Origin of the sequence: Allobosea sp. (genome assembly GCF_035944895.1) — a bacterium.
In the GTDB taxonomy this organism is placed as follows: domain Bacteria; phylum Pseudomonadota; class Alphaproteobacteria; order Rhizobiales; family Beijerinckiaceae; genus Allobosea.
The window spans coordinates 379,886-402,318 of the sequence record NZ_DASZAT010000010.1 but is presented as its reverse complement, the minus strand read 5'-3'; the positions used below and the strand labels follow the sequence as shown (position 1 = coordinate 402,318).

Sequence of the window (22,433 nt, the reverse complement as noted above, 5' to 3'; positions counted from 1 at the left end):
CGCCATGCCGCATAGCCCGGATGACAAGAAGCGTGCCGTCGCGCGCCTGCGCCGCATCAAGGGGCAGGCGGAGGCGCTGGAGCGCGCGGTCGAGGCGGGCGTGGATTGCAGCGCGCTGCTGCAACAGATCGCCGCTTTGCGCGGGGCTGCCAACGGGCTGATGGCCGAGGTTCTGGAGAGCCATCTGCGCGAGACCTTCGGTCTTGCACTCGGACATGGACATCGCGGCGACGAACAGGCCGGTTTCGAGCCCGAAGCCGAGCTCGACGAAATCATACGGATGCTGCGAACCTATCTGAAATAGGCGCGGGCAACGCTCTGAAGGAGGATGCTGAAATGAAGACACGTGCAGCCGTGGCCTGGGAGGCCGGCAAGCCACTGACGATCGAGACCATCGAGATCGGCGGGCCGAAGGCCGGCGAGGTGCTGGTGGAGGTGATGGCGACCGGCATCTGCCACACCGACGCCTATACGCTGTCGGGCCTGGATTCCGAGGGCAAGTTCCCGGCGATCCTCGGCCATGAGGGCGCGGGCATCGTGCGCGAGGTCGGCGCGGGCGTCACTACGCTGAAGCCCGGCGACCACGTCATTCCGCTCTACACGCCGGAATGCCGCAGCTGTAAGTCCTGCCTGTCGCGCCGGACCAATCTGTGCACCTCGATCCGTGCCACGCAGGGGCAGGGGCTGATGCCGGACGGCACCTCGCGCTTCTCCTGCGATGGCGGCGAGGTGTTCCACTATATGGGCTGCTCGACCTTCGCGAACTTCACCGTTCTGCCGGAGATCGCGCTCGCCAAGGTCCGCGAGGACGCGCCCTTCGACAAGATCTGCTATATCGGCTGCGGTGTGACCACCGGCATCGGCGCGGTGATCTACACGGCCAAGGTCTGGCCTGGCGCCAATGTCGTCGTCTTCGGCTTGGGGGGCATCGGCCTCAACGTGATCCAGGGCGCCCGCATGGTCGGCGCCGACAAGATCATCGGCGTCGACATCAATCCTGCCAAGCGTGCCATGGCCGAGAAATTCGGCATGACCGACTTCATCAATCCGGCCGAGATCGGCAACGACAAGGTGGTGCAGGCGATCGTCGACCTGACCGGCGGCGGCGCCGATTTCTCCTTCGACGCCACCGGCAACACCAATGTGATGCGCCAGGCGCTGGAGTGCTGCCATCGCGGCTGGGGCGAGTCGATCATCATCGGCGTCGCCGAGGCCGGCAAGGAGATCGCGACCCGGCCGTTCCAGCTCGTCACCGGCCGCGTCTGGAAGGGCACGGCGTTCGGTGGGGCGCGCGGGCGCACCGACGTGCCGAAGATCGTCGACTGGTACATGGAGGGGAAGATCAACATCGACGACCTGATCACCCACAAGCTGAGCCTGGACGAGATCAATCACGGCTTCGACCTGATGCATGAGGGCAAGTCGATCCGTTCGGTGGTCGTCTACTGACTCCGAGCCATCGCCCTCCGGGAACGCCTGCGCGCGATCGGTGTTGATCGATGCAGGCCTAACCGGAGGGCAGCCATGGCAACCAGCATTGCGGCGGGCAGCACCCGCTCCCTCTTCACCCGCCTGTCGCAGGCGACGGCGCATTGGGCCGGCAAGCCGCAGACCTTCTTCGTCGCGCTCGCCATCATCGTCGTCTGGGCGGTGTCAGGGCCGTTCTTCGGCTTCAACGACACCTGGCAACTGGTGATCAACACCTCGACGACGATCGTCACCTTCCTGATGGTGTTCATCATCCAGAACAGCCAGAACCGCGATACGGCGGCGATGCAGATCAAGCTCGACGAGCTGATCAACAAGCTCGAAGGGGCGCGCGAGGAACTGCTCGATCTCGAAGAGCTCGACGAGGACAAGCTCGAGGAGATGCGGGCTGAGTTCGAGGAGCTGGCGCGCAAGGCGCGGGAATTGCGCGAGAAGCGCAGCTCGGCTTGACCGGTCGGCAGTCAGCGCGATCGGTTCCAGCTGGACGTTGGCAGGCGTGACGCTATCCTTCCCTTGCGCAAGGTGGCGCGAATTGGCCGGAGACGGACGTCATGCGGGGGGCGGGTCGGCGCAGGCTTGGTCTGGCGGTGCTGGCCTGTATCGCCGCGAGCGCGTCCGCCAGAGCAACCGAGCCGCTGCTCGATGTCCAGGATGTCGCCACGCTGCGACGCCTTGAAGCAACCGGCTACGGGCTGCCCGATGTGCTCGGCGGTGGCCGGGCTGGAAGCACGGCCGATCTCGCCCGCGACAATCCTGCCTTTCGCACCATCGCCAGCCAGGTGGGCGAAGACGTCACGGCGTTGCGCGCCGAGATGCTGGCCAATGGCCGCAAGCTCTACGAGGTCACCGACGGGAATGTCGGCCGTGTGATCGACCTGCGCTGGCTGCGCTCGCCGATCGCGCGCTTCCAGCTGACCGCGGTGGTCAACCGGCTCGACCGACAGGATTTCGCGACGCTGCTCGGCGAGCGCGGTTGCGGCGAGGTCCGCCTGATCTACCGGCTGGCCTATGCCTTCGACGATGCGAAGCTGAAGCGCCGGCTGGCCTCACGCCTGCCGTTCACACTCAATGCGGTGTTCAGCGTCAAGGCGGGCGAGGGCGGCTCCTGCCGCGAGGCGGCGCAGGCCTGGTCGATCGCGCCCGGCGGCGACCCGGCCGCCTTTGCGCGGCAACTCGCCAGCGGGCCGCTTTCGAAGGAGCGGATCAGCCTCAAGCAGATCGAGCTCAACGCCCAGATCGTGCGCTTCCCGTCCGGGATGGAAACCGAGTTCGGCGGGCAGGCTGCCTATCTGCAGCGCATCTTCGCGGCTGGCCGGAGCGAGGGCGGCCTCACGCTGAAACCCAAGCCACTGGAGAACACGCCTGATGTGGCGAAGCTGAAGAGCGATGCGGCGCTCCGGCAGGGCCTGATCGACTATGTCAGGACCAATCTCCCGTCGATCGACCGGGGCGTCTACCAATTGCCCGAGCGCTTCCTGGCGACCAAGGCGATCTCCTATTCGACCTTCGGCAGCGCCCGGCTGGCCAATCATCCCTTCACCGAGGCCTTGCCGGCGAGCGCGCTGGCCGGGCTCGATTTTCGCGCGACCCGGCTGGTGCGCAGCGAGAAGGCGCTGCTGGAGCGGCTCGACAACGGCTCCTGCATGGGCTGCCATCAGGCCGGCGCCACCGCCGGCTTCCACATGTTCGGGCTCGACGACGGCTCGACCTCGGCGCTGAACCGGATCAAGACCGGGATTTCCCCGCATTTCTATGCCGAGGGTTTTCGCCGCGCGGCCTATGCCACAGCGGTTGCCCATGGCGCCGAGCCGGAGCGCTATCGCCCGCCTTCCTTCGCGCCGCCGGCAAGCTGGCAGGTGGAGCAGCCCTTCACCTATCGGCCGGCGGCGCTGACCATGCCTTGCCTCACAGGCGAGAGCGCGAAGGCTTTCGGCGAGAGCTGGGGCTGTGCTGCCGGTGCGGCCTGCAAGCCTCTGGTCGAGAGCAAGGCGGTTGGGATCGAGCTCGGCCAATGCATCAGGCTCGACGAGGCCCGCAACTTCTCCGGCCAGCCCTGCCTGACCGGCGCGATCACCACCGCTGTCGGCAAGCCCTATCTCGACCGCTATCGCAAGACCGGGCAGTTCGGTGCCTTCGCCACCGGCTTTTCGCAGACCGCCTTCAACTGCCGGCCCGCCAAGATCGGGGTTCCCGCCGGGATGGCCTATCGCCAGTGCACGCCGGCCGATCGGACCTTCGCCGGCTTCGCGAACGGTAAGGTGCCGGACGAGATCTGCGGGCTCGCCGGCGGCAAGGCCTTCGACGATTGCGTCGCGACCAATCGTTTCGACGACTGCCTGTCGAAGGCGGTGACCCGCGGCAATCGCGGCACCTGCAGCGCCACCAGCTTCTGCCGCGAGGACTACATGTGCCAGGCGATCCCGGATGATGTGCCCGGCGCGACCTCGACCGTGAAGGATTACGGCTTCTGCTCGCCGACCTATTTCCTGTTCCAGATGCGGATCGACGGCCACCCCGATCCGCAGGCGCGGCTATAGTGTTCAGGCTGCCAGCACGAAATCGAAACGGCCGAGCTGGCCGCCTTCTGCGGGGCGGAGAGTCATCAACAGCTTCTGGTCGAACAGGCCGTCGCGGCGATTGCCGGGCTCGTCCGGAAAATAAAGCTGGGTGGTGAGCACCGGGCTCTGGCCGCCCGCTCGCACCTTCACATGGAGATGGCGGGTGCGGCCGGTGTAGAGCCCGGGCGCGCGGGTGACGAGCTGGTAGCGCCCCTGCTGGTCGGCGAAGAGATGGCCGCGGAAGCGGAAGCCGCGATTGTCGTATTGCCCGGAGGTATCGGCATGCCAGAAGTCGAGCAGGGCGCCGGGAACCGGCCGGCATTGCCGGGTCAGCACGAAACCGCTCAGCACCAGCAGCGTGCCATTGCCGTCGTCCCGTAGATCGGCTCGCTGTGGCGAGGAGGGCGTGAAATAGGGGCCTTCGGTCTGGCGCGGAGTCGCAGCGGCATGCCCCTCGCAGGCCGGTGTCGCCGGCAATTCGGCGCCCTGCGCGAGTGCGTCGGCCGGGAGGGCGAGGCTTGCGAAGCCCGCGGCCGAGAGGCGCGCGAGCAGGTCGCGGCGACTTGGAATATCTGTCATGGCTTCTCCTCACGCCTGCGGCATCACCCTCTTTCCATGCGACCGATGTCCGATTTCGGGCAGAGGCAGTGCCTCGCCGAACTGTGATGGCGGGGAAGGCGTGAAGTCTTCTGTGGGCACATTGCGTCCATGTGCCCGAGCGCTGGCGATTGCGGGCGCTTTTTGGCAATAGTCCGCCCTGCGAGGAATTGGCCGGCACAGGCGTTCCATCCGACGAGACGATGAGGGAACGGCATGTCGACCGATATCGAGATCGCCCGCGCGGCGACCCTGCGGCCCATCGGCGCGATCGCAGAGGTGGCCGGCATCCCCGATGCGGCGCTGCAGCCTTATGGCAAGTACATCGCCAAGGTCGACACCGGCGCGATCCCGGATTTCGCCGAAAAGCCGGACGGCAAGCTCATCCTCGTTACCGCGATCAGCCCGACGCCGGCCGGCGAGGGCAAGACCACGACGACGGTCGGTCTCGGCGACGGGCTGACGCGCTTGGGCAAGCGCACCATGATCGCGTTGCGCGAGCCCTCGCTCGGCCCCTGCTTCGGCCAGAAGGGCGGGGCGGCCGGCGGCGGTTATGCTCAGGTCGTGCCGATGGAGCAGATCAACCTGCACTTCACCGGCGATTTCCACGCCATCACCAGCGCCCACAACCTGCTGGCGGCAATGCTCGACAACCACATCTACTGGGGTAACGGGCTCGACCTCGACGAACGTCATATCGCCTGGCGGCGCGTGGTCGACATGAACGACCGGGCGCTGCGCTCGATCGTCTCCTCGCTCGGCGGCGCGATGAACGGCTTCCCGCGCGAGGACGGCTTCGACATCACTGTCGCCTCCGAGGTGATGGCGATCTTCTGCCTGGCGAAGGACCTCGCCGATCTGGAGGAGCGGCTCGGCCGCATCGTCATCGGCCGCACCCGCAGCAAGCGCCCGGTCACGGCGGCCGAGCTCAACGCTCAGGGCGCAATGACCGTGCTGCTGCGCGATGCGCTGATGCCGAACCTGGTGCAGACGCTGGAAGGCACGCCTGCCTTCGTCCATGGCGGGCCCTTCGCCAACATCGCCCATGGCTGCAATTCGGTGATCGCGACGCGCGCCGCGCTGAAGCTCGCCGACTATGTCGTGACCGAGGCCGGCTTCGGCGCCGATCTCGGGGCCGAGAAGTTCTTCGACATCAAATGCCGTAAGGCGGGGCTGAAACCCGATGTCGCGGTGGTGGTTGCGACCGTCCGTGCGCTGAAGATGCATGGCGGCGTTGCTCGCGACATGCTCGGCACCGAGAACCTCAAGGCGCTGGAGGCGGGCCTCTCCAACCTCGCCCGCCATGTCGAGAACGTCAGGAAGTTCGGCGTGCCGGCGATCGTCGCGATCAACCATTTCACCAGCGATACGCCTGCCGAGCACGCGCTGATCCAGAATTTCTGCCGCAACCATCTCGGCGTCGAGGCGGTGATCTGCCAGCATTGGGCGGAAGGCGGGGCCGGCACCGAAGAGCTCGCGACCAAGGTTGCGGCGCTGACGCAGAGCGGCGAAGCCGATTTCGCGCCGCTCTATCCGGACGCGATGCCGCTGCGCCAGAAGCTCGAGACGGTCGCGCGCGAAATCTATGGCGCGGCCGGCATCTCGGCCGACGCCAAGGTGACCGCTCGTTTCGCCGAGCTCGAGGCGGCCGGCTATGGCAACCTGCCGGTCTGCGTCGCCAAGACGCAATATTCCTTCTCGGCCGACCCGACTTTGCGCGGCGCGCCGTCGGGCCACACCGTGCCGGTGCGCGAGCTTCGGCTCTCGGCCGGCGCCGGCTTCGTCGTCGCGATCTGCGGGGACATCATGACCATGCCGGGCCTGCCGCGGCAGCCGGCGGCGGAACGCATCTATATCGACGCGCACGGCCAGATCGAGGGGCTGTTCTAGCCCTTACGGCCGGGCACGGCGCCCACCCTATTCGTCAACGAAACGTAAACCATATCCCGGCCACCATGCGCCCGCGCGATTCCGAAGATGTCGGAGAGCGCGGGAGATGCCGACGAGATGGGTTTGCGGACCGCCTGGACCAATTCGGGCCTGAAGGCGCGCGTGCTCGTGCTCGTGCTGGCGACGCTTGTCGCGATCGCGCTGCCGGCATCAGGCATCTTCCTCTGGATGGTCAACGGCACGGTGGTGAAGCTCGGCACGCTCTTCGCCGAGAAGCAGATCCTGTTCGACCGCTATCGCGGGCTGGAAGCGCTGATGCGCGAGGTGTCGCTGGCCGAGACGGTGGCGCGCGCGCCGGTGATCGTCGAATGGGCGCAGGACGAGACCGATCCGGAGAAGGCCAGGCGCGGCCTCGCCGAGCTCGAGCACTATCGGCTTTCCTTCACCGACCGCAGCTATTTCGCCGTGGTCGACAAGAGCGGCCACTACTATTTCAACGACAAGGACAACGCTTACGAGCACAACCGGCTGCGCTATACGGTCTCGCCGGACGCCCCCCAGGACATCTGGTACTTCAAGACTCGTGCGCTCGGCAAAGGCTGCCATCTCAACGTCAATCGTGACGAGGTGCTGTCGGTCACCAAGGTCTGGATCAACTGCATCATCCAGAAGGACGGCAAGGTGCTGGGCCTGATCGGCACCGGCGTCGACCTGACCCAGTTCATCAAGGAGGTCGTCGAGTTCCCGCAGACCGGCGTGCAGAGCATGTTCGTCGACCTGCAGGGCGCGGTGCAGGCGCATCGCGACCCGCGCGTCGTCGACTTCCACAGCCTGACCAAGGAGGCCTCGGCCAAGCGGACCATCTTCAACCTGCTCGACGAGGAGGGCGACCGCAAGGCGCTCGCCGGGATGATGCAGCGCGTCGCCAAGGGCGAGGCGCTGGTGCTCTCGCGCTTCATGCAGATGGACGGGCATGAGGTGCTGGTGGGCGTCGGCTTCCTAGACCGGCTCGGTTGGTTCAACGTCACGGTGATGGATGTCGACGCCATCATCGACCGCAAGCTGTTCGCGCCGATCGCCGGGCTGATGGTCGCGATCCTCATCGCCGTGGCCGGGCTGCTGACTGTCCTGTTCAAGCGCAAGGTGCTCGACCGGCTGGCATGGGTCGAGCAGGGCGTCACCCGGGTCCGCGCTGGCGATTTCACCGCGGTTGCGAAGGAGGACGGCAATGACGAGATCGCCCGGCTGTCGCGCGCCTTCAACGAGATGGCCCAGGCCGTCGGCGACAATACCGGCCGGCTCGAGGCGATGGTGCGCGAGCGCACGCAGAAGCTCGAAGAGCTGGCGCAGCACGATCCGCTGACTTCGGTGCTCAATCGCCGCGGCTTCGAGGAAGCCTTCGCGCGCGAGCAGAACCGGGCGCAGCGCAGCGGCACGGCCTGCGGCCTGATCATCGTCGATCTCGACCGTTTCAAGCTGGTCAATGACGACTATGGCCACCGGGCCGGCGACGAGGTGCTGGTCGCCTGCGCGCGCCGGATGCTTCCTGCCCTGCGCAGCTACGATGCCTGCGCGCGCTGGGGCGGCGACGAATTCATCCTGCTGATCAGCGATTGCACGGCGCAGTTGCTGGCGCTGGTTGCGAACAAGATCGCGGCGCTGCTGCGCGAGGCGCCGGTGACGCTGAGTGACGGCCGCGCAGTGCCGATGACCGCGAGCCTGGGAGCGGCCATGGCGCTGCCGGAGGACAGTCTGACCGACGCCGCCGCCCGTGCCGATGCGGGGCTCTACCGTGTCAAGCACAGCGGGCGCGACGGCGTCGTGATCGACGCTCTGCAATCCGATGCGGCGTTGCGGCGGGTGGGGTAGGCCGGAGTTTCATCCGGACTGAGATGCTCGGGGCAAGCCCGAGCATGACGGCTTTCCTCAGAACGCCAGCTGCACCTTCATCGCTTTCGACTTGTCGGCGGCAAGGTCGAAGGCCTCGACCGCGCGCTCGATCGGGATCGAGGCGGTCAGCAGCGGCGAGAGGTCGATGCGGCCGGACGCGATCAATTCGACCGCCCAGTCGAACTCCTCGTGGAAGCGGAACGAGCCGCGCAGGTCGAATTCCTTGGCGACGACGACGTTCATCGGAATGGTGAAATTGCCGCCGACGCCGATCTGGACTATCACCGCGCCGGGGCGCAGCGCATCGAAGGCGCCGGTCAGCGCATGCTGGTTGCCCGAGCATTCGAACATCACGTCGAAGGCGCCCTTCTCGGCGCCATAATCGGCCTTCAGCCGCTCCGGCTGCGCCATGACGTTGATCGCGGTCGTGGCGCCCATCTTGAGGGCGGTCGGCAGCGGGCCGTCGACGACGTCAGTGACCACGATCTCGGAAGCGCCGGCGGCGCGGGCCGCGACTACGGTCAGCACGCCGATCGGGCCGGAGCCGGTGACGAGGACGCGCTTGCCGAGCAGCGCGCCGGCGCGCTTGACCGCGTGCAGGCAGACGGCGAGCGGTTCGGCGAAGGCGGCCTGCGCTGCGCCGACATGGGCCGGCAGCTTCACCGCCTGGCGCTCCTCGATCACCAGGATCTCGCGGAAGCCGCCCTGGACATGGGGGAAGCGCATGGCGCTGCCATAGAACAGCATGTCGAGGCAGTGCTGCTGCTGGCCGGCCTGGCAATAGCGGCAGCGGCCGCAGGCCCGGCTCGGATTGACCGCGACCAGATCGCCCGGCTTGACCCGGCTGACCTCGGAGCCGACAGCCTCGACGACGCCGGCGATCTCGTGGCCGAGGATCAGCGGCTCGCGCACCCGGATCGTGCCGAAGCCGCCATGGAGATAATAGTGCAGATCGGAGCCGCAGATGCCGCCGGCCTTGATCTTGACCTTGACGCCGAGCGGGCCGAGTTCCGGTACGGCGGCGTCCTCGACGCGCAAATCCTTCTCGGCATGGATCACGACGGCGCGCATGGCGGAACTCCTGAAGGGGCGGCAGCCATGCGGCTGCGACACGTCTGGCTGGTTGTCTAATCGTTTTAAAGCGCTTACCCAACCCTTGAGACGCTAACAAGCGGTAAGGTCAGGGCAAGTCTCGGGAGGATAGGATGTCGCTCAATCTGTTCAAGCTCGACGGGCGCATCGCGCTGGTCACCGGTTCCGGCCAGGGCATCGGCCTCGCCATCGCCGAAGGCCTCGCCGCCGCGGGCGCCCATGTCGTGCTGAACGGGCGCGATGCGGCCAAGCTGGAGAAGGCGCGCAGCGCCATTGCGGCGGCTGGCCACAAGGCCTCCGTCGCCGCTTTCGATGTCACCGACCAGAAGGCGGTCGAGGCGGGCGTGGCGAAGATCGAAGCGGATGTCGGGCCGATAGACATCCTGATCAATAATGCCGGCACACAGAGGCGCGGCGCCTTCGTCGAGTTCCCGGCCGAGGACTGGCACTTCCTGATCGCGACGAACCTGCACTCGGTGTTCTATGTCACCCAGGCGGTCGCCAAGCGCATGGCGCCGCGCAACCGCGGCAAGATCGTCAGTATCGGCTCGGTGATGAGCAAGCTCGGCCGGCCGAGCATCGTGCCCTACACGGCGTCGAAGGGCGCGGTCGCCCTGATGACGCAGGGTCTCGCGGCCGAACTCGGCAAGCACAACATCCAGGTCAATGCGATCGGCCCGGGCTATTTCGTCACCGAATTGAACCAGGCGCTGCTCGCCGACGAGACCTTCTCGAACTGGGTCAAGAGCCGCGCTCCGGTCGGTCGCTGGGGTGAGACCAAGGAGCTGGCGGGCGCGGCGATCTTCCTGTCCTCGGAAGCCTCCGATTATGTCAGCGGCCATCTGCTGATGGTCGATGGCGGCCTGACCGCGGTGGTGTGAAGCAACGACCCTCATGCTCGGGCTTGACCGGAGCATGAGGGTCGATCGGCCTAAGCCTTCAAAAACGCATTCGACGGGAACAGGATCTTCCGCGCTTCGTCATCGACCTCGGTCTTCCAGGCGAACTGATCCTTGAGCGCGACGGCGCGCTGCGCCGCCGGGCGGGCCGAGATTTCGTCGAGATGGCGCCTGACGTTCGTGAGCTTGCCGAAGGCCTCGTCGCCGAGGGCGAACTGCGCCCGCGTCGCCCAGCCCCAGACCGCCATGTCGATCAGCGTATAATCGTCGCCGAGCATGTAGCGATGCCTGCCGAGCTGGTCGTCGAGCAGGCCCCAATGCCGCTCGGCCTCGCGGGCATAGCGGTTGATCGCATAGGGCACCTTCTCCGGCGCGAAGCGCGAGAAATGCACGGTCTGGCCGGTATAGGGGCCGATGCCGGTGGCGACGAACATCAGCCAGGACAGCATCTGGCCGCGCATTTCGGGCGTGTCCGGCGGCAGGAACTGGCCGGTCTTCTCGGCGAGGTAGAGCAGGATGGCGTTGCTGTCGAAAATCCGGACATCGCCATCGGTCAAGGCCGGGGTCTTGCCGTTCGGGTTGATGGCGAGGAAGTCCGGCTTGAACTGGTCGCCCTTGCGGGTGTCGACCGGCACGAGCTCATAAGGCAGGCCGGCTTCCTCCAGGAAGAGCGCGATCTTCGCCGGGTTGGGCGAGGGGTGGTAGTAGAAGCGGATCATGGATGGTCTCCTGGAGGCAAAGGCTCAGCGGCGCGCGGCGACGTAGGGGACGAGTTCGGTCAAGGCCGAGATGGTGAGATCAGCACCCGCACCGAGTTGCTCCTCCTGCATGCGCAGCGCCTTGAACAGGCTTTTGGGCCCGATCAGCGCTGCGCCTGAGAGTTCGTCGCGCAGGGCCTTTAAGGTTACACGCTCGATGCGCGCCACCGTCATGCCATAGGCTTTGGCGCCGGCGATGTCGAAGCCGTTGGAGGAGACGAACAGGATCTCGTCTTTCGACAGCCCGAGCCGGTCCTCGACCAGGCGATAACCGCGCGGATCGGGCTTGTAGGTCCTGATCTCGTCGACGCTGATCACGGTTTCCAGCAGTCCGTCGATCCCGGCCTGTCCTGTGAGATTGGTCAGCATGGCCGGGCTGCCATTGGAGAAGATGGCGAGGCGGGTCGGAGCAAGGCCCTGCAGCGCCGTCAGCGCTTCCGGATAGAGCGCCAGCGCATCATAGGCCGCCGCGATGCGAGCGAGGAGATCGGGAATGGCTTCGAGACCGAGCGTCTTCAGCGTGAAGTCGAGCGAGGCCTGCGTCACGCTCCAGAAGTCCTCGTAGCGGCCCATCAAGGCTCGCAGCCAGGTGTATTCGAGCTGCTTCAGGCGCCAGATCTGGGTGATGGTCTCGCCATGGCCGGGGAAGGCGTCCTCGGTGACGCCGGCGACCGACTGGACGTCGAACAGGGTTCCATAGGCATCGAAGACGACGGCCTTGATCGGCATGGCAACTCCTTCCATCACCCGCATTGTCATCCCGGGCGACCGGAGGGAGACCCGGGATCCATGCCTGAACTGTTCCGGAATGGATCCCGGCTCTGTGCCGCTTTGCGGCTTGGTCGGGATGACTCGGATTGGGATGATAGCGCTCGCCTTGGCCGCGCGGAGCGTGATATCCGCACAAGCACTTGTTCGCAGATGCATAGGATACGCGCATGTCCAGCCGCCCCGTCATGCTGATGATCCTCGATGGCTGGGGCTGGCGCGACGACAGGGAAAACAACGCCGTCCTGTTGGCGAAGACACCGAATTTCGACCGGTTCTGGGCCTCCTCGCCACATGCCTTCCTGCGCACCTCCGGCCTCGATGTCGGCCTGCCTGAGGGCCAGATGGGGAATTCCGAGGTCGGCCACCTCAATCTGGGTGCCGGCCGTGTCGTGATGCAGGACCTGCCGCGCATCAACCAGGCGGTTGCCGACGGCACGCTGAAGCAGGCGCTCGACGCTAGCGGGCTGATTGGCCGGCTCAAGGCCAGCGGCGGCACCTGCCACATCCTCGGCCTCGTCTCGCCTGGTGGCGTCCACGCCCATCAGGACCATGCGGTGGCGCTGGCCAAGCTCGTCGTCGCCGCCGGCGTGCCGGCGGTGGTTCATGTCTTCACCGATGGCCGCGATACGCCGCCACGCTCGGCAGCCGAATATGTCGCGGCGCTCGAAGCCGCGCTGCCGGCGCAGGTCAAGGTCGCGACGGTCTGCGGCCGCTATTACGCGATGGATCGCGACAATCGCTGGGAGCGCGTCGAGCTCGCCTGGAAGGCCCTGGCGCTCGGCGAGGGCGAGCGGATGCCGACTGCCGGCTCGGCGATCGAGGCGGCCTACGCCGCCGCTATCAACGACGAGTTCATCAAGCCGGCGGTGATCGGCGGCTATAGCGGCATGGCCGATGGCGACGGCCTGCTCAGCTTCAATTTCCGCGCCGACCGCATCCGCGAGATCCTGGCGCCGCTGCTGTTCGCCGCGTTCAGCGGCTTCCCGCGCCCGCGCATGCCCAAGCTCGTCGGCGCGGTCGGGATGACCTCCTACAGCTCCGAGCTCGACCCGATCATGCCGGCGCTGTTTGCGCCGCAGAGCCTCGCCAACGGGCTGGGCGAAACGGTGTCGAAGGCAGGCTTGAAGCAGATCCGCTTCGCCGAGACCGAGAAGTATCCGCACGTCACCTATTTCTTCAATGGCGGGCGCGAGGAGCCGTTCGAGGGCGAGGAGCGCAGCATGACGCCCTCGCCGAAGGTCGCGACCTATGATCTGCAGCCGGAGATGTCGGCGCCCGAATTGACCGGCAAGGTCGTCGCCGCGGTGGAGAGCGGGCAGTACGACCTCTTCGTGCTCAACTTCGCCAATCCCGACATGGTCGGCCATACCGGCGTGCTCTCGGCGGCGATCAAGGCGGTCGAGACGATCGATGCGAGCCTCGGCCAGATCGCGCAGGCCATCCTCGCCAAGGGCGGGGCGCTGCTGGTCACCGCCGACCACGGCAATGCCGAGCTGATGGTCGATCCCGTCACCGGCAACCCGCACACCGCGCACACGACGTTCCCGGTGCCGGTGATGCTGATCGGCGGGCAGGCCAAAGAGCTGGCCGAGGGGCGTCTCGCCGATGTCTCGCCGACCCTGCTCGCGCTGCTCGGCCTGGAGCAGCCGGCCGAGATGACCGGCCAGTCGCTGCTGCGCTAAGCCCTGCTCAAGCAGGCGTCATACCGGGGAGCGTTGCGATCTCGGCCGCCAGGAAATCGATCAGCAGGCGTACGCGCGCGACGGCCGCCCGCTCAGGGACGATCAACATGCTGAGCTGCACGCTCGGCAGGGTGTAGCCGCTCAGGATCGGCTCCAACTGGCCGGAGGCGAGCAGATCGTTGACCAGCCAGCGATGGGTGGGGGCGATGCCGCGGCCGGCGAGGAGGGCCTCGCGCACGGCCAGGCCGTGATTGACCCGCAGCCGTCCGTCGAAGGGTACGCTGTACCGCTCCCCGGCTTTGCCCGCGAAAGCGAGCAGGGCGCTGCCGGCGACGTTGGTCATGCGGATGCCCTGATGCCGGGCGAGGTCGTCCGGCGAGGTCGGGGTGCCGTGCCGGGCCAGATAATGCGGTGCAGCGACGAATAATCGCTGCGATCGGCCGAGAGGCCGCAGCTTCAACGTGCTGTCGGCGAGAGGGCCGAGGCGGATGGCGATGTCGATGCCCTCGCGGACGAGGTCGATGCGCTCGTCGCTGAGGCTGAGATCGATGTCGATCCCAGGGTGCCGATCCTGGAAGGCGAAGAGCAGCCGCGTGACATGCAGGATGCCGAAAGAGGCGGTGCAGGAGAGACGCACCGTGCCGGCAGGGGCGCCACCGGCGCTGCGGGCCTCGTCGCTCGCCTGCTCGACCAGGCACAGGATGGCGAGGCAATGCTGATAATAGCGGCTGCCTTCATCGGTCAGCGTCACGCGGCGGGTCGTGCGGCTGAGCAGGGCGATGCCGAGCGCCTCCTCCAGCTCGTTGAGCTGCCGCGTCACCGTGGATTGACCGAGGCCGAGCTCGCGCGCCACCGCCGACAGGCTGCCGCGCTCGGCGACGCGGACGAAGCTGCGCATGCGCTCCAGGGTGATATCTGATTTATCCATGAAATGGCATAATCATATCCATTGCGCCGTTGTAGCGCGGAAGCGGAGTAGCGCCTAGCTGGAAAGCCTCATCCTCTCGGAAAGGCTCCGCCATGAAGGTCCTGCTTGTTTTCGCCCATCCCGAACGCCGCTCGCTCAACGGCGCGCTGCGCGACGTCGCCGTTGCCGAACTGGAAGCCCAGGGCCATGAGGTCCGCGTCAGCGACCTCTATGCCGAGGGCTGGAAGTCCGAGGTCGGCCGCGCCGATTTCCCGAGCTGGCCCGAGGGAGAACGTTTCGCCGCCGGCGCCGCCTCGAAGCAGGCTTTCGCGCAGGGCACGCTGACCGCCGACGTCAAGGCCGAGATCGAGAAGCTGCTCTGGGCCGACACGCTGATCCTGCAGTTCCCGCTGTGGTGGTACACGATGCCGGCGATCCTCAAGGGCTGGGTCGACCGGGTCTTCGCCTATGGTTTCGCCTATGGCGTCGGCGAGCATAGCGAGAAGCGCTGGGGTAATCGCTTCGGCGAGGGCACGCTGGCGGGCAAGCGCGCCATGCTGCTCGTCACTGCCGGCGGCTGGGAAGAGCACTACTCGCCGCGCGGTATCAACGGGCCGATCGAGGACCTGCTGTTTCCGATCAACCACGGCATTCTCTACTATCCCGGCTACGAGGTGCTGCCGCCGCACGTCGTCTACCGGGTCGACCGGTTCAAGGAGGCGGATTTCGAGTGGGCGGCGGAACAGCTGCGCGAGCGCATGCGAACCTTGGCGACGACTGTGCCGATCCGCTACCGCCGCCAGAATTTCGGTGACTACCTGATCCCGGCGATGACCCTGCGGCCCGAGCTGGGCGCGCCGGAGGCGCGCGGCTTTGCGCTGCATGTCGACGCAGGCATGGCGGGTTAGCCGCTTACGTCGGAACTCATGGGGCATGAGGCAGTTCTCCTCCCGAGAGGATCGCCTCATGCCGAACAAGCACGAGAAACGCCTGACCGATACCCCCGCCGCTTTCGTGACTGCGCCGCGCCCCGGCCAGTCCGGCGCGCATGAGCAGCGGCGGGCGGGCCCCAATCCCCGCTCCGTCCATCCGACCGGGCCGCATGCCCCTTACGAGCCGGACGACCCCGATGGCTTGGCGGCCGGCAAGCATCAGCGCGAGGACGTCTCCGGCAAGCACTGACCCATCGGGGCCACGGTCATGTCGCTCCTGCGAGGCCGGTGTCGTCCCGCGCGGTCAATCCATCATGCTCAGGTCGTTCCGCTGAGCGCGATCGCGCAGCGATGATTTCGGCGCTGAAAAACCGTCTGGAAGTCCTTGCGACAAGATAAATCAAACTATCGTTCGGTTTAAAATTTACGCGATGACTATGGAATTTCAGCTTGAACGGAAAGGTTGTCGCCTTGATCCTCAGCGCAAGGGAAAGTAGTGACGGTAATCATGCGCTTCCGGATGGACGCATGGTCGACCCGAAAGGGGGCGGGTCGTCGCGAACGCTGGGGACGGGCGGATCCAGGATGAAAGCGCGCAATGCGGGAAAGCCGGTGGCGGCCGGCTCGGCGACGACGAAGCAAAGGACGATACGGGACGAGATCCTTGACGCGGCGGCGGAGATCATCGTCCGCGAGGGCTATGACGCCTGTACGATGCGGGCGGTGGCAGCGCTGGTCGATATGAAGGCGGGCAGCCTCTATTACCATTTCAGGTCGAAGGACGAGATCGTCGAGGAAATCCTCAACCAGGGTATCGAGACGCTCTATGCCCGCCTGGCGGAGACGATGCGCGGCTTGCCGAAGGAGGCTCCGTTCGCAGACCGGTTGTCCGCGGCGGTCGGGCTGCATGTTTCGAGCCTGGTCGGCAAGGACCAGAAGTACATGCATGTCTACGAGCACCTGCCGCCGATCATCAAGCGGCGCAGCCGCAAGATGCGCGAGAAATACGCCCAGCTCTGGCACGATCTGTTCGCGGGCGGTGTCGCCAGCGGAGAGGCCTCGAATGGGCAGGATCTGCAATTGCTGGTGCCGTATTTCCTCGGCGGGCTGAACCGCGTGCCGGAGTGGATGCGCGCCAGCGGCGCCAGCAGCGAACAGGTCGCGGCGCTGGCCATAACGACCCTGCTCGACGGAATCGGAGCCAAGCGATAGCAGAGAGCGTGCAGCCGCGCTGATGCGGCTGCCGATGCAGGAAGCCGCGCCCGAGACCATGTCCGAGACCTTCGCCATCAGCCTGAACGGCACCACCGATCTGCCCGCCGGCAAGATCGCCGCGATCGTGACCTCGCTCGAGATGGTGTCCGCGCCGGTGCGGCGGGCCGACCCTCCGGGTGTCGAGGGCTTCTCGCTCGAGGCAATCGGGCGCGATGACGTGGCGCGCTATCTGGCCGTCTATCGCCTGCTCGGCGAGCGCTGGATGTGGTTCAGCCGGCTGGTGAAGCCGGTGGCCGAGCTGCAGGGGATATTGGCCGATCCGCTGGTCGAGTTCTTCGCGGTCCGCTTCGGCGGGCGCGATGTCGGCCTGCTCGAGCTCGATTTCCGGGTGGAAGGCGAGGGCGAGCTGGCCTTCTTCGGCCTCGACGAGAGCGTCGTCGGCAAGGGAGCCGGGCGCTGGCTGATGAACCGGGCGCTGGAGCGCGCCTGGGCCAGGCCGATCAGCCGCTTCTGGGTGCATACCTGCACGCTCGACCATCAGGGCGCAGTCGAATTCTATCAGCGCTCAGGCTTTTCGGCGTTCAGGCGCGGGGTCGAGGTCGTCGACGATCCGCGCCTTGGCGGGGCGATGCCGCGCAGCGCCGTCCCGCATTGTCCGGTGATCGAATAGGTTCGTGTCAGGCCCGCGTGCGCAGGCCGATCGAATCCATCATCGCCTGGTCGCGGGCGGCCTCGGCGGCACGCTCGGAGGCGCGCTCGCGATCGTCGAGAATCTCGACCTTCTTCATGTCCTCAAAGGCTTCCTGCAGTTCGCCCTTGGCCTCGTCGAGCTGACCTTGCAGGTTGTCGGCGGACTGACGCAGATTGTCGCGACGGCCGAGCGCTGCCTTGGCATAGGTCGGATAGGCGAAATGGGCCGGGTCGGAAATGCCGGCACGGGTCTCTTCATTCTGGATCTCGCGATCGAGATCGCCAGCCATACGGTTGAATTCCGCGATCATCATCTCAATCTGGCTTACCCGGCGGCGCTTCTCGTCCACCTGGAAGCGTTTGAGACGCAAAAGGGTCTCTCGCGACTTCATGTCGTGCCGAACTCCTGATTACGCATGGCGATGAGCCGACCCCTCGGCTCGCCGCCCAACACCCGCGAGACGAAAAGTACAATGGCCCAAGGAGGTTGACCGTTCCTTACCAGGATCGCTCGCTTTCGATGCATGAGAAGGGTGCGTGCCGCGCTCTGCCGGCCGAGCATGGCTCGCGCTAGTCTCATGCGAATCAAAACAAGGGGCGCGTGAGACAACGCGCCGGACACGTCCTTGCCCGCCTCGCGCCGCCTCCCCGAATACAGTCTGCTGCTGGCCGGACTCGCGCTGACGCGGATCATCGGCTGGGGCTCGATCTATTATTCGCCCTCGGTTCTGGCGGCCTATCTCGAACGCGATATCGGCCTCAGCCCAACAATTGTCTTTGGCGGCATCACCATCCTGCTGGTGATCGGAGCGCTGATCTCGCCCCTGCTCGGGCGCCATCTCGATCGTCGTGGCACGCGCCAGGCCATGGCGCTGGGCGCGCTGATCTCGGCGCTAGGGCTGGCATTGCTGGCACTGGCGCAAGGGCCGATCAGCTATTTTGCGACCTGGCTCGTGATCGGCGTCGGCCATGCGATGCAGCTTGCCAACACCGGCAATGTCACGGTGGCGCAATTGATGGGCGAGCGTACCCGCCGTGTCATCGGACTGATGATGCTGGTGACCGGCCTCGCGTCCAGCGTGTTCTGGCCGCTGGCCGCCTGGCTCAGCGCTGAATACGGCTGGCGCGCCTGCCTTTTCGTGTTCGCCGCGATCCAGCTCATGGTCGTGCTACCGATCCATCTGGCGATCCCGGCCTATCGCGCCAAGCCATTGGCCGACCCCGGGCCATCCGTCGCGCCGGCCGAGGAGCAGGGCCGGGTACCGCCCGGTCAGCGGGTGGGGATCTTCTGGCTGCTGGCGCTGAGCTTCTCGGCGAGTGGGCTGGTCTCCTGGGGGCTGCCGCTGCACATCATCGGGTTGATGCAGGGCGCGGGGATATCAGGCGCGACCGCGGTGATGATCGCTTCGCTGAGCGGCCCGGCCACGATGGTGGCCCGGGCGGTCGACGCAGTGGCGGGCGAGCGCCTTCCGGTCGAGAAGGTGGCGCTGGCGGGGCTCGTGTTCGGACCCGTCGCCTGCCTGCTGCTGTCACTGGCGCCGGGGTCGAGCACGGTCGCGATCGTCTTCGTCATGCTGTTCAATGCCGCGATGGGCGTGATCGCCGTGGCGCGCGCGACCCTGCCGCTTTCCCTGTTCGGCCGCAAAGGCTTCGGTGAGATGCTCGGCCGCCTGACCGTGCCGCAGAACCTGACCTTCGCCGCCGCGCCGCTGCTGTTCGCGCTGATGATCGAGCGGCTCGGGGCCTCGGGCACGTTGATGGTCTCGGCTGCGATCCAGTGCATCGCCCTGTTCTCGATGATCGTATTGGTGCGGCGGCTGCGCAGGTGAACGCACCTCCGAAAGGACAAGCTCGGCTGCGTCCAATCTCAGCTGCATCACTGACGCGATCGTGCCTAGGCGCTGCGCAGGCCCCGACCTATCACGCTGCCTTTCCAGTGAGAGCGAGTGCCAGAACCTGATGCCGCCCTATCCGATGACTCGCCGCCTTGCCTTGCAGGTCTCGCTCGGATTGCTCGCAGCGCCGGGTTTGGCGCAGGCGCGGCTGCCGCAGTTCCGGACGGCGCGCTACCAGTTCATCGAGCTCGATCCGGTCGAGCCGATGGCGCCGCTTGCCTTGCAGGGCCTCGACGGAAAGCCTGCCATTGCCCGGCTGGTCCCGGGCAAGGTCAACCTGATCTATCTCTGGGCGACCTGGTGCCCGGTCTGCCGAATCACCTTGCCGCGCTTCGAGCGGCAGCTTGCCGAACTCAAGGCGCGCGACGTCGAGATCGTCTCGATCAGCACCGACGAGCGCGAGTTGGCCCATGTCGGAGCGTATCTCAAGCGCCTCGGCATCAAGCGCCTGCCTGTCTTCTACGATCGCGGCGGCAAGGTCATCGCGGCATCGGGGGCAGGGCAACCACTGTCGACAGCCGAAGGATTGCCGGTGATCTATGTCACGGATCGGCGCGGCGGCGTGCGCGGCTACATGCTCGGCGAGGCGGATTGGGCTTCGCCTGCGGCGCTGGCGCTGCTCGACCATGTCGGGCGGCTGTAGCGCCGCTCACATCCCCATGATTCGGGCGAGCCGGGCATAGCCGTCGCCCAGCGGGGTCGCTTCGTCCTTGGCCTGTTTCAGGAAGGCCTCGAGCTCGGGATTGAGCCGGATCGCCTCGTCGACCTCGGCCGATGCGCCCTGGCGATAGGCGCCGAGCCGAATCAGTTCCTCCATGTCGGCATAGGTCGCGAGCGTGGCGCGCGCCTTCTGGACGACGGGATAATAAAGTGGGTCACAGGAGCGCGGCATGGTGCGCGACACCGATTTCAGGATGTTGACCGCCGGGTAGCGGCCGCGCTCGGCGATGGAACGCTCCATGACGATGTGGCCGTCGAGGATGCCGCGCACCGCGTCGGCGACGGGCTCGTCATGGTCGCCGCCATCGACCAGCACGGTGAAGAGGCCGGTGATCGCGCCGTCGCCGGTGCCGGGGCCGGCCCGTTCGAGCAGCCGGGGCAGTTCGGCGAAGACGGTCGGGGTATAGCCTTTGGTCGTAGGCGGTTCGCCGGCGGCGAGGCCGATCTCGCGCATCGCCATGGCGAAGCGCGTGACCGAATCCATCAGGCACATCACCTGCAGGCCCTGGTCGCGGAAGAACTCGGCAAGGGTCAGCGTCGTCAGCGCCGCCTGCTTGCGCATCAGCGCCGGCTCGTCGGAGGTCGCGACGACGACGATCGAGCGGGCAAGACCATCCGGGCCGAGATCGTCCTGCAGGAACTCCTGGACCTCGCGGCCGCGCTCGCCGACGAGACCGATGATGTTGACGTCGGCACGCGCATAACGCGCCAGCATCGACAAAAGCACCGACTTGCCGACGCCCGAGCCGGCGAAGATGCCCATGCGCTGGCCGAGGCAGCAGGTCAGGAAGGTGTTGAGGGCACGCACGCCGAGATCGAGCGGCGGGCCGACGCGCCTGCGGGCATGGGCCGGCGGTGGGTCGTTGCGGAAGGGGATGGTGTGTTCGCCCTGCGGCAGCGGCGGCCCGCCATCGACCGGCCGGCCGAGCGCATCGACGACGCGGCCGAGCCAGGCCATGGTCGGGCGCAGGCCGGCGACGGCGCGGTCGACATAGGCAGGGCAGCCGCGGCGGACGCCGTCGAGCCCACCATAAGGCATGACCAGTGCCTTCTCGCCGGAAAAGCCGATGACCTCGCAGGGGACGCGGACGCCGGGCGCGATCTCGATGCCGACACGGCCGCCGAGGCTCATCGCCGCGATCGGGCCGGATACCTCGACGAGCAGGCCGCGCACGGCGGTGACGCGGCCATAGACGGACGTCGCATCGAGCTCGCCGATCATCGTCGCGAGTGTGGATAACCGATCCTGGCCTGGTCGTGCGCCGCTCATGATCCCTGTCGTTTACCTTCCATTAAGCGGAGTGATTAACACTGCGTTTCGAAGCCGTGCCAAAGAGTCGGGCGATTTTCGCCTGTTTCCGCGACACGGGCTTCCGCGAAAGGCGCTTTCGCGGCCGAAGCTCGAACGATCCGTGTCAAATTCGACTCACCTCGACAAGGATCGTCAACCTTTTGCCAAGAAGCGCTTGCGTGCGGGAATCAGGGTTTGTTAACCATTTCCCCGTAGCGTGTCGCGTAGCGTTTCATCGGGCAAGCGTTCGTCCCCCCATAACCACGAGGGTTGTGGGCGGTTGAGCGAAATCGCTGCCTCGGGGCGAAATTGGGGACGTGACATGCGGGTTCTGCTGATCGAAGACGATAGCGCGACCGCTCAAAGCATCGAGCTGATGCTGAAGTCCGAGAGCTTCAACGTCTACACGACCGATCTGGGCGAAGAGGGCGTCGATCTCGGCAAGCTCTACGATTACGACATCATCCTGCTGGACCTGAACCTGCCGGACATGTCGGGCTACGAGGTGCTGCGCTCCTTGCGCGTCGCCAAGGTCAAGACGCCGATCCTGATCCTCTCCGGCCTCGCCGGCATCGAGGACAAGGTGAAGGGCCTCGGCTTCGGCGCCGACGACTACCTGACCAAGCCGTTCCACAAGGACGAGCTCGTCGCCCGCATCCACGCCATCGTGCGCCGCTCGAAGGGCCATGCCCAGTCGGTGATCACGACCGGCGACCTCGTCGTCAACCTCGACACCAAGACCGTCGAGGTGGATGCCGCCCGCGTGCACTTGACCGGCAAGGAATACCAGATGCTGGAACTGCTCTCGCTCCGCAAGGGCACGACGCTGACCAAGGAAATGTTCCTCAACCACCTCTACGGCGGCATGGACGAGCCCGAGCTGAAGATCATCGACGTCTTCATCTGCAAGCTGCGCAAGAAGCTCGCCAACGCCTCCGACGGCAAGAACTACATCGAGACGGTTTGGGGCCGCGGCTATGTGCTGCGCGAGCCCAACGACGCCGAAGAGCGCATCCCGGCCTGATATCGTCATCATGGCGTCATCGTCGACGCCTAACAGTTAGATCGCCTGATCGTCGGATGTACACGACAGGTGAACGGGGACCCCGCCGCGAGGCGGGGTTTTTGTTTGTCGGCAGCAGCGCGTCGTCAACCAGC

Annotated in this window: 22 protein-coding genes; 15 read left to right on the top strand and 7 right to left on the bottom strand. The window is 66.4% G+C overall.

The window, feature by feature from the left end:
• The first annotated feature begins 4 nt into the window (after nucleotides 1-4).
• From VGV58_RS17550 to VGV58_RS17535, 4 genes are all read left to right on the top strand, one after another.
• Nucleotides 5-304 (top strand): metal/formaldehyde-sensitive transcriptional repressor, encoded by a 300-nt coding sequence (locus tag VGV58_RS17550; RefSeq protein WP_326875320.1) that lies wholly within the window; start codon nucleotides 5-7, stop codon nucleotides 302-304.
• Between the two features lie 32 nt (nucleotides 305-336).
• Nucleotides 337-1,449: an S-(hydroxymethyl)glutathione dehydrogenase/class III alcohol dehydrogenase gene (locus tag VGV58_RS17545; protein ID WP_091839044.1), complete on the top strand. Its 1,113-nt coding sequence runs from the start codon at nucleotides 337-339 to the stop codon at nucleotides 1,447-1,449.
• Nucleotides 1,450-1,524: 75 nt separating this feature from the next.
• Entirely contained in the window at nucleotides 1,525-1,938 is a 414-nt protein-coding gene (locus VGV58_RS17540) for a low affinity iron permease family protein (RefSeq protein WP_326875319.1), read from the top strand.
• Nucleotides 1,939-2,039: 101 nt separating this feature from the next.
• Nucleotides 2,040-4,025: a hypothetical protein gene (locus VGV58_RS17535; protein WP_326875318.1), complete on the top strand. Its 1,986-nt coding sequence runs from the start codon at nucleotides 2,040-2,042 to the stop codon at nucleotides 4,023-4,025.
• 3 nt (nucleotides 4,026-4,028) lie between these two features.
• On the opposite strand, the gene VGV58_RS17530 is transcribed toward VGV58_RS17535, so the two are convergent.
• The gene (locus VGV58_RS17530) at nucleotides 4,029-4,625 is read right to left on the bottom strand and encodes a dioxygenase family protein (protein WP_326875317.1); all 597 of its coding nucleotides are present in this window, start codon (nucleotides 4,623-4,625) and stop codon (nucleotides 4,029-4,031) included.
• Between the two features lie 234 nt (nucleotides 4,626-4,859).
• Here VGV58_RS17530 and VGV58_RS17525 point away from each other — a divergent pair, with 234 nt between their 5' ends.
• Nucleotides 4,860-6,533: a formate--tetrahydrofolate ligase gene (locus VGV58_RS17525; protein WP_326875316.1), complete on the top strand. Its 1,674-nt coding sequence runs from the start codon at nucleotides 4,860-4,862 to the stop codon at nucleotides 6,531-6,533.
• 87 nt (nucleotides 6,534-6,620) lie between these two features.
• Nucleotides 6,621-8,402 (top strand): sensor domain-containing diguanylate cyclase, encoded by a 1,782-nt coding sequence (locus VGV58_RS17520; protein WP_326875315.1) that lies wholly within the window; start codon nucleotides 6,621-6,623, stop codon nucleotides 8,400-8,402.
• Between the two features lie 57 nt (nucleotides 8,403-8,459).
• Here VGV58_RS17520 and VGV58_RS17515 read toward each other — a convergent pair whose 3' ends face one another.
• Nucleotides 8,460-9,494, bottom strand: coding sequence for an L-idonate 5-dehydrogenase (locus tag VGV58_RS17515; protein WP_326875314.1), 1,035 nt, complete (start codon nucleotides 9,492-9,494; stop codon nucleotides 8,460-8,462).
• 134 nt (nucleotides 9,495-9,628) lie between these two features.
• Here VGV58_RS17515 and VGV58_RS17510 point away from each other — a divergent pair, with 134 nt between their 5' ends.
• Entirely contained in the window at nucleotides 9,629-10,396 is a 768-nt protein-coding gene (locus VGV58_RS17510) for a glucose 1-dehydrogenase (RefSeq protein WP_326875313.1), read from the top strand.
• 50 nt (nucleotides 10,397-10,446) lie between these two features.
• Here the strand turns inward: VGV58_RS17510 and VGV58_RS17505 are convergent, their stop codons facing one another.
• Nucleotides 10,447-11,133, bottom strand: coding sequence for a glutathione S-transferase family protein (locus VGV58_RS17505; protein WP_326875312.1), 687 nt, complete (start codon nucleotides 11,131-11,133; stop codon nucleotides 10,447-10,449).
• 24 nt (nucleotides 11,134-11,157) lie between these two features.
• Nucleotides 11,158-11,901 (bottom strand): haloacid dehalogenase type II, encoded by a 744-nt coding sequence (locus tag VGV58_RS17500; RefSeq protein WP_326875311.1) that lies wholly within the window; start codon nucleotides 11,899-11,901, stop codon nucleotides 11,158-11,160.
• Nucleotides 11,902-12,110: 209 nt separating this feature from the next.
• On the opposite strand from VGV58_RS17500, the gene gpmI reads away from it, so the two are divergent.
• Complete coding sequence (gene gpmI, locus VGV58_RS17495; RefSeq protein WP_326875310.1) at nucleotides 12,111-13,625, top strand: 2,3-bisphosphoglycerate-independent phosphoglycerate mutase; 1,515 nt, start codon at nucleotides 12,111-12,113, stop codon at nucleotides 13,623-13,625.
• Nucleotides 13,626-13,632: 7 nt separating this feature from the next.
• Here gpmI and VGV58_RS17490 read toward each other — a convergent pair whose 3' ends face one another.
• A complete protein-coding gene (locus VGV58_RS17490; RefSeq protein WP_326875308.1) occupies nucleotides 13,633-14,553 on the bottom strand; it encodes a LysR family transcriptional regulator in 921 nt (306 codons plus the stop codon).
• 92 nt (nucleotides 14,554-14,645) lie between these two features.
• Here VGV58_RS17490 and VGV58_RS17485 point away from each other — a divergent pair, with 92 nt between their 5' ends.
• The 4 genes from VGV58_RS17485 to VGV58_RS17470 all read left to right on the top strand — a co-directional run bounded on the left by VGV58_RS17485 (nucleotide 14,646) and on the right by VGV58_RS17470 (nucleotide 17,349).
• Nucleotides 14,646-15,440, top strand: coding sequence for an NAD(P)H-dependent oxidoreductase (locus tag VGV58_RS17485; RefSeq protein WP_326875306.1), 795 nt, complete (start codon nucleotides 14,646-14,648; stop codon nucleotides 15,438-15,440).
• Nucleotides 15,441-15,498: 58 nt separating this feature from the next.
• The gene (locus VGV58_RS17480; RefSeq protein WP_326875304.1) at nucleotides 15,499-15,714 is read left to right on the top strand and encodes a hypothetical protein; all 216 of its coding nucleotides are present in this window, start codon (nucleotides 15,499-15,501) and stop codon (nucleotides 15,712-15,714) included.
• A gap of 221 nt (nucleotides 15,715-15,935) precedes the next feature.
• The gene (locus VGV58_RS17475) at nucleotides 15,936-16,676 is read left to right on the top strand and encodes a TetR/AcrR family transcriptional regulator (RefSeq protein WP_326875303.1); all 741 of its coding nucleotides are present in this window, start codon (nucleotides 15,936-15,938) and stop codon (nucleotides 16,674-16,676) included.
• 22 nt (nucleotides 16,677-16,698) lie between these two features.
• Entirely contained in the window at nucleotides 16,699-17,349 is a 651-nt protein-coding gene (locus tag VGV58_RS17470) for a GNAT family N-acetyltransferase (protein ID WP_326875302.1), read from the top strand.
• Between the two features lie 7 nt (nucleotides 17,350-17,356).
• On the opposite strand, the gene fliJ is transcribed toward VGV58_RS17470, so the two are convergent.
• On the bottom strand, nucleotides 17,357-17,761 hold the full coding sequence (gene fliJ / locus VGV58_RS17465; RefSeq protein ID WP_091839090.1) for a flagellar export protein FliJ: 405 nt from the start codon (nucleotides 17,759-17,761) through the stop codon (nucleotides 17,357-17,359).
• 234 nt (nucleotides 17,762-17,995) lie between these two features.
• Here fliJ and VGV58_RS17460 point away from each other — a divergent pair, with 234 nt between their 5' ends.
• Nucleotides 17,996-19,198 (top strand): MFS transporter, encoded by a 1,203-nt coding sequence (locus tag VGV58_RS17460; RefSeq protein WP_326875301.1) that lies wholly within the window; start codon nucleotides 17,996-17,998, stop codon nucleotides 19,196-19,198.
• A gap of 145 nt (nucleotides 19,199-19,343) precedes the next feature.
• Nucleotides 19,344-19,907 (top strand): TlpA disulfide reductase family protein, encoded by a 564-nt coding sequence (locus VGV58_RS17455; RefSeq protein ID WP_326875300.1) that lies wholly within the window; start codon nucleotides 19,344-19,346, stop codon nucleotides 19,905-19,907.
• Between the two features lie 6 nt (nucleotides 19,908-19,913).
• Here VGV58_RS17455 and fliI read toward each other — a convergent pair whose 3' ends face one another.
• Nucleotides 19,914-21,206, bottom strand: coding sequence for a flagellar protein export ATPase FliI (gene fliI, locus VGV58_RS17450; RefSeq protein WP_326876161.1), 1,293 nt, complete (start codon nucleotides 21,204-21,206; stop codon nucleotides 19,914-19,916).
• A gap of 391 nt (nucleotides 21,207-21,597) precedes the next feature.
• Here fliI and ctrA point away from each other — a divergent pair, with 391 nt between their 5' ends.
• Nucleotides 21,598-22,299, top strand: a complete 702-nt coding sequence (gene ctrA, locus VGV58_RS17445) for a response regulator transcription factor CtrA (RefSeq protein ID WP_326875299.1) — start codon at nucleotides 21,598-21,600, stop codon at nucleotides 22,297-22,299.
• Nucleotides 22,300-22,433 lie beyond the last annotated feature (134 nt).

Excerpts from the sequence above, each read along its gene's own strand:
- VGV58_RS17505 (WP_326875312.1), bottom strand. The coding sequence starts at position 11,133 with ATGATCCGCTTCTACTACCACCCCTCGCCCAACCCGGCGAAGATCGCG.
- VGV58_RS17485 (WP_326875306.1), top strand. The coding sequence starts at position 14,646 with ATGAAGGTCCTGCTTGTTTTCGCCCATCCCGAACGCCGCTCGCTCAAC.
- VGV58_RS17530 (WP_326875317.1), bottom strand. The coding sequence starts at position 4,625 with ATGACAGATATTCCAAGTCGCCGCGACCTGCTCGCGCGCCTCTCGGCC.
- VGV58_RS17545 (WP_091839044.1), top strand. The coding sequence starts at position 337 with ATGAAGACACGTGCAGCCGTGGCCTGGGAGGCCGGCAAGCCACTGACG.
- VGV58_RS17520 (WP_326875315.1), top strand. The coding sequence starts at position 6,621 with ATGTCGGAGAGCGCGGGAGATGCCGACGAGATGGGTTTGCGGACCGCC.
- VGV58_RS17480 (WP_326875304.1), top strand. The coding sequence starts at position 15,499 with ATGCCGAACAAGCACGAGAAACGCCTGACCGATACCCCCGCCGCTTTC.
- fliI (WP_326876161.1), bottom strand. The coding sequence starts at position 21,206 with ATGATCGGCGAGCTCGATGCGACGTCCGTCTATGGCCGCGTCACCGCC.
- VGV58_RS17500 (WP_326875311.1), bottom strand. The coding sequence starts at position 11,901 with ATGCCGATCAAGGCCGTCGTCTTCGATGCCTATGGAACCCTGTTCGAC.
- gpmI (WP_326875310.1), top strand. The coding sequence starts at position 12,111 with ATGTCCAGCCGCCCCGTCATGCTGATGATCCTCGATGGCTGGGGCTGG.
- VGV58_RS17470 (WP_326875302.1), top strand. The coding sequence starts at position 16,699 with ATGCGGCTGCCGATGCAGGAAGCCGCGCCCGAGACCATGTCCGAGACC.
- VGV58_RS17550 (WP_326875320.1), top strand. The coding sequence starts at position 5 with ATGCCGCATAGCCCGGATGACAAGAAGCGTGCCGTCGCGCGCCTGCGC.
- VGV58_RS17490 (WP_326875308.1), bottom strand. The coding sequence starts at position 14,553 with ATGGATAAATCAGATATCACCCTGGAGCGCATGCGCAGCTTCGTCCGC.
- fliJ (WP_091839090.1), bottom strand. The coding sequence starts at position 17,761 with ATGAAGTCGCGAGAGACCCTTTTGCGTCTCAAACGCTTCCAGGTGGAC.
- VGV58_RS17510 (WP_326875313.1), top strand. The coding sequence starts at position 9,629 with ATGTCGCTCAATCTGTTCAAGCTCGACGGGCGCATCGCGCTGGTCACC.
- VGV58_RS17455 (WP_326875300.1), top strand. The coding sequence starts at position 19,344 with ATGACTCGCCGCCTTGCCTTGCAGGTCTCGCTCGGATTGCTCGCAGCG.
- VGV58_RS17540 (WP_326875319.1), top strand. The coding sequence starts at position 1,525 with ATGGCAACCAGCATTGCGGCGGGCAGCACCCGCTCCCTCTTCACCCGC.
- ctrA (WP_326875299.1), top strand. The coding sequence starts at position 21,598 with ATGCGGGTTCTGCTGATCGAAGACGATAGCGCGACCGCTCAAAGCATC.
- VGV58_RS17525 (WP_326875316.1), top strand. The coding sequence starts at position 4,860 with ATGTCGACCGATATCGAGATCGCCCGCGCGGCGACCCTGCGGCCCATC.
- VGV58_RS17515 (WP_326875314.1), bottom strand. The coding sequence starts at position 9,494 with ATGCGCGCCGTCGTGATCCATGCCGAGAAGGATTTGCGCGTCGAGGAC.
- VGV58_RS17535 (WP_326875318.1), top strand. The coding sequence starts at position 2,040 with ATGCGGGGGGCGGGTCGGCGCAGGCTTGGTCTGGCGGTGCTGGCCTGT.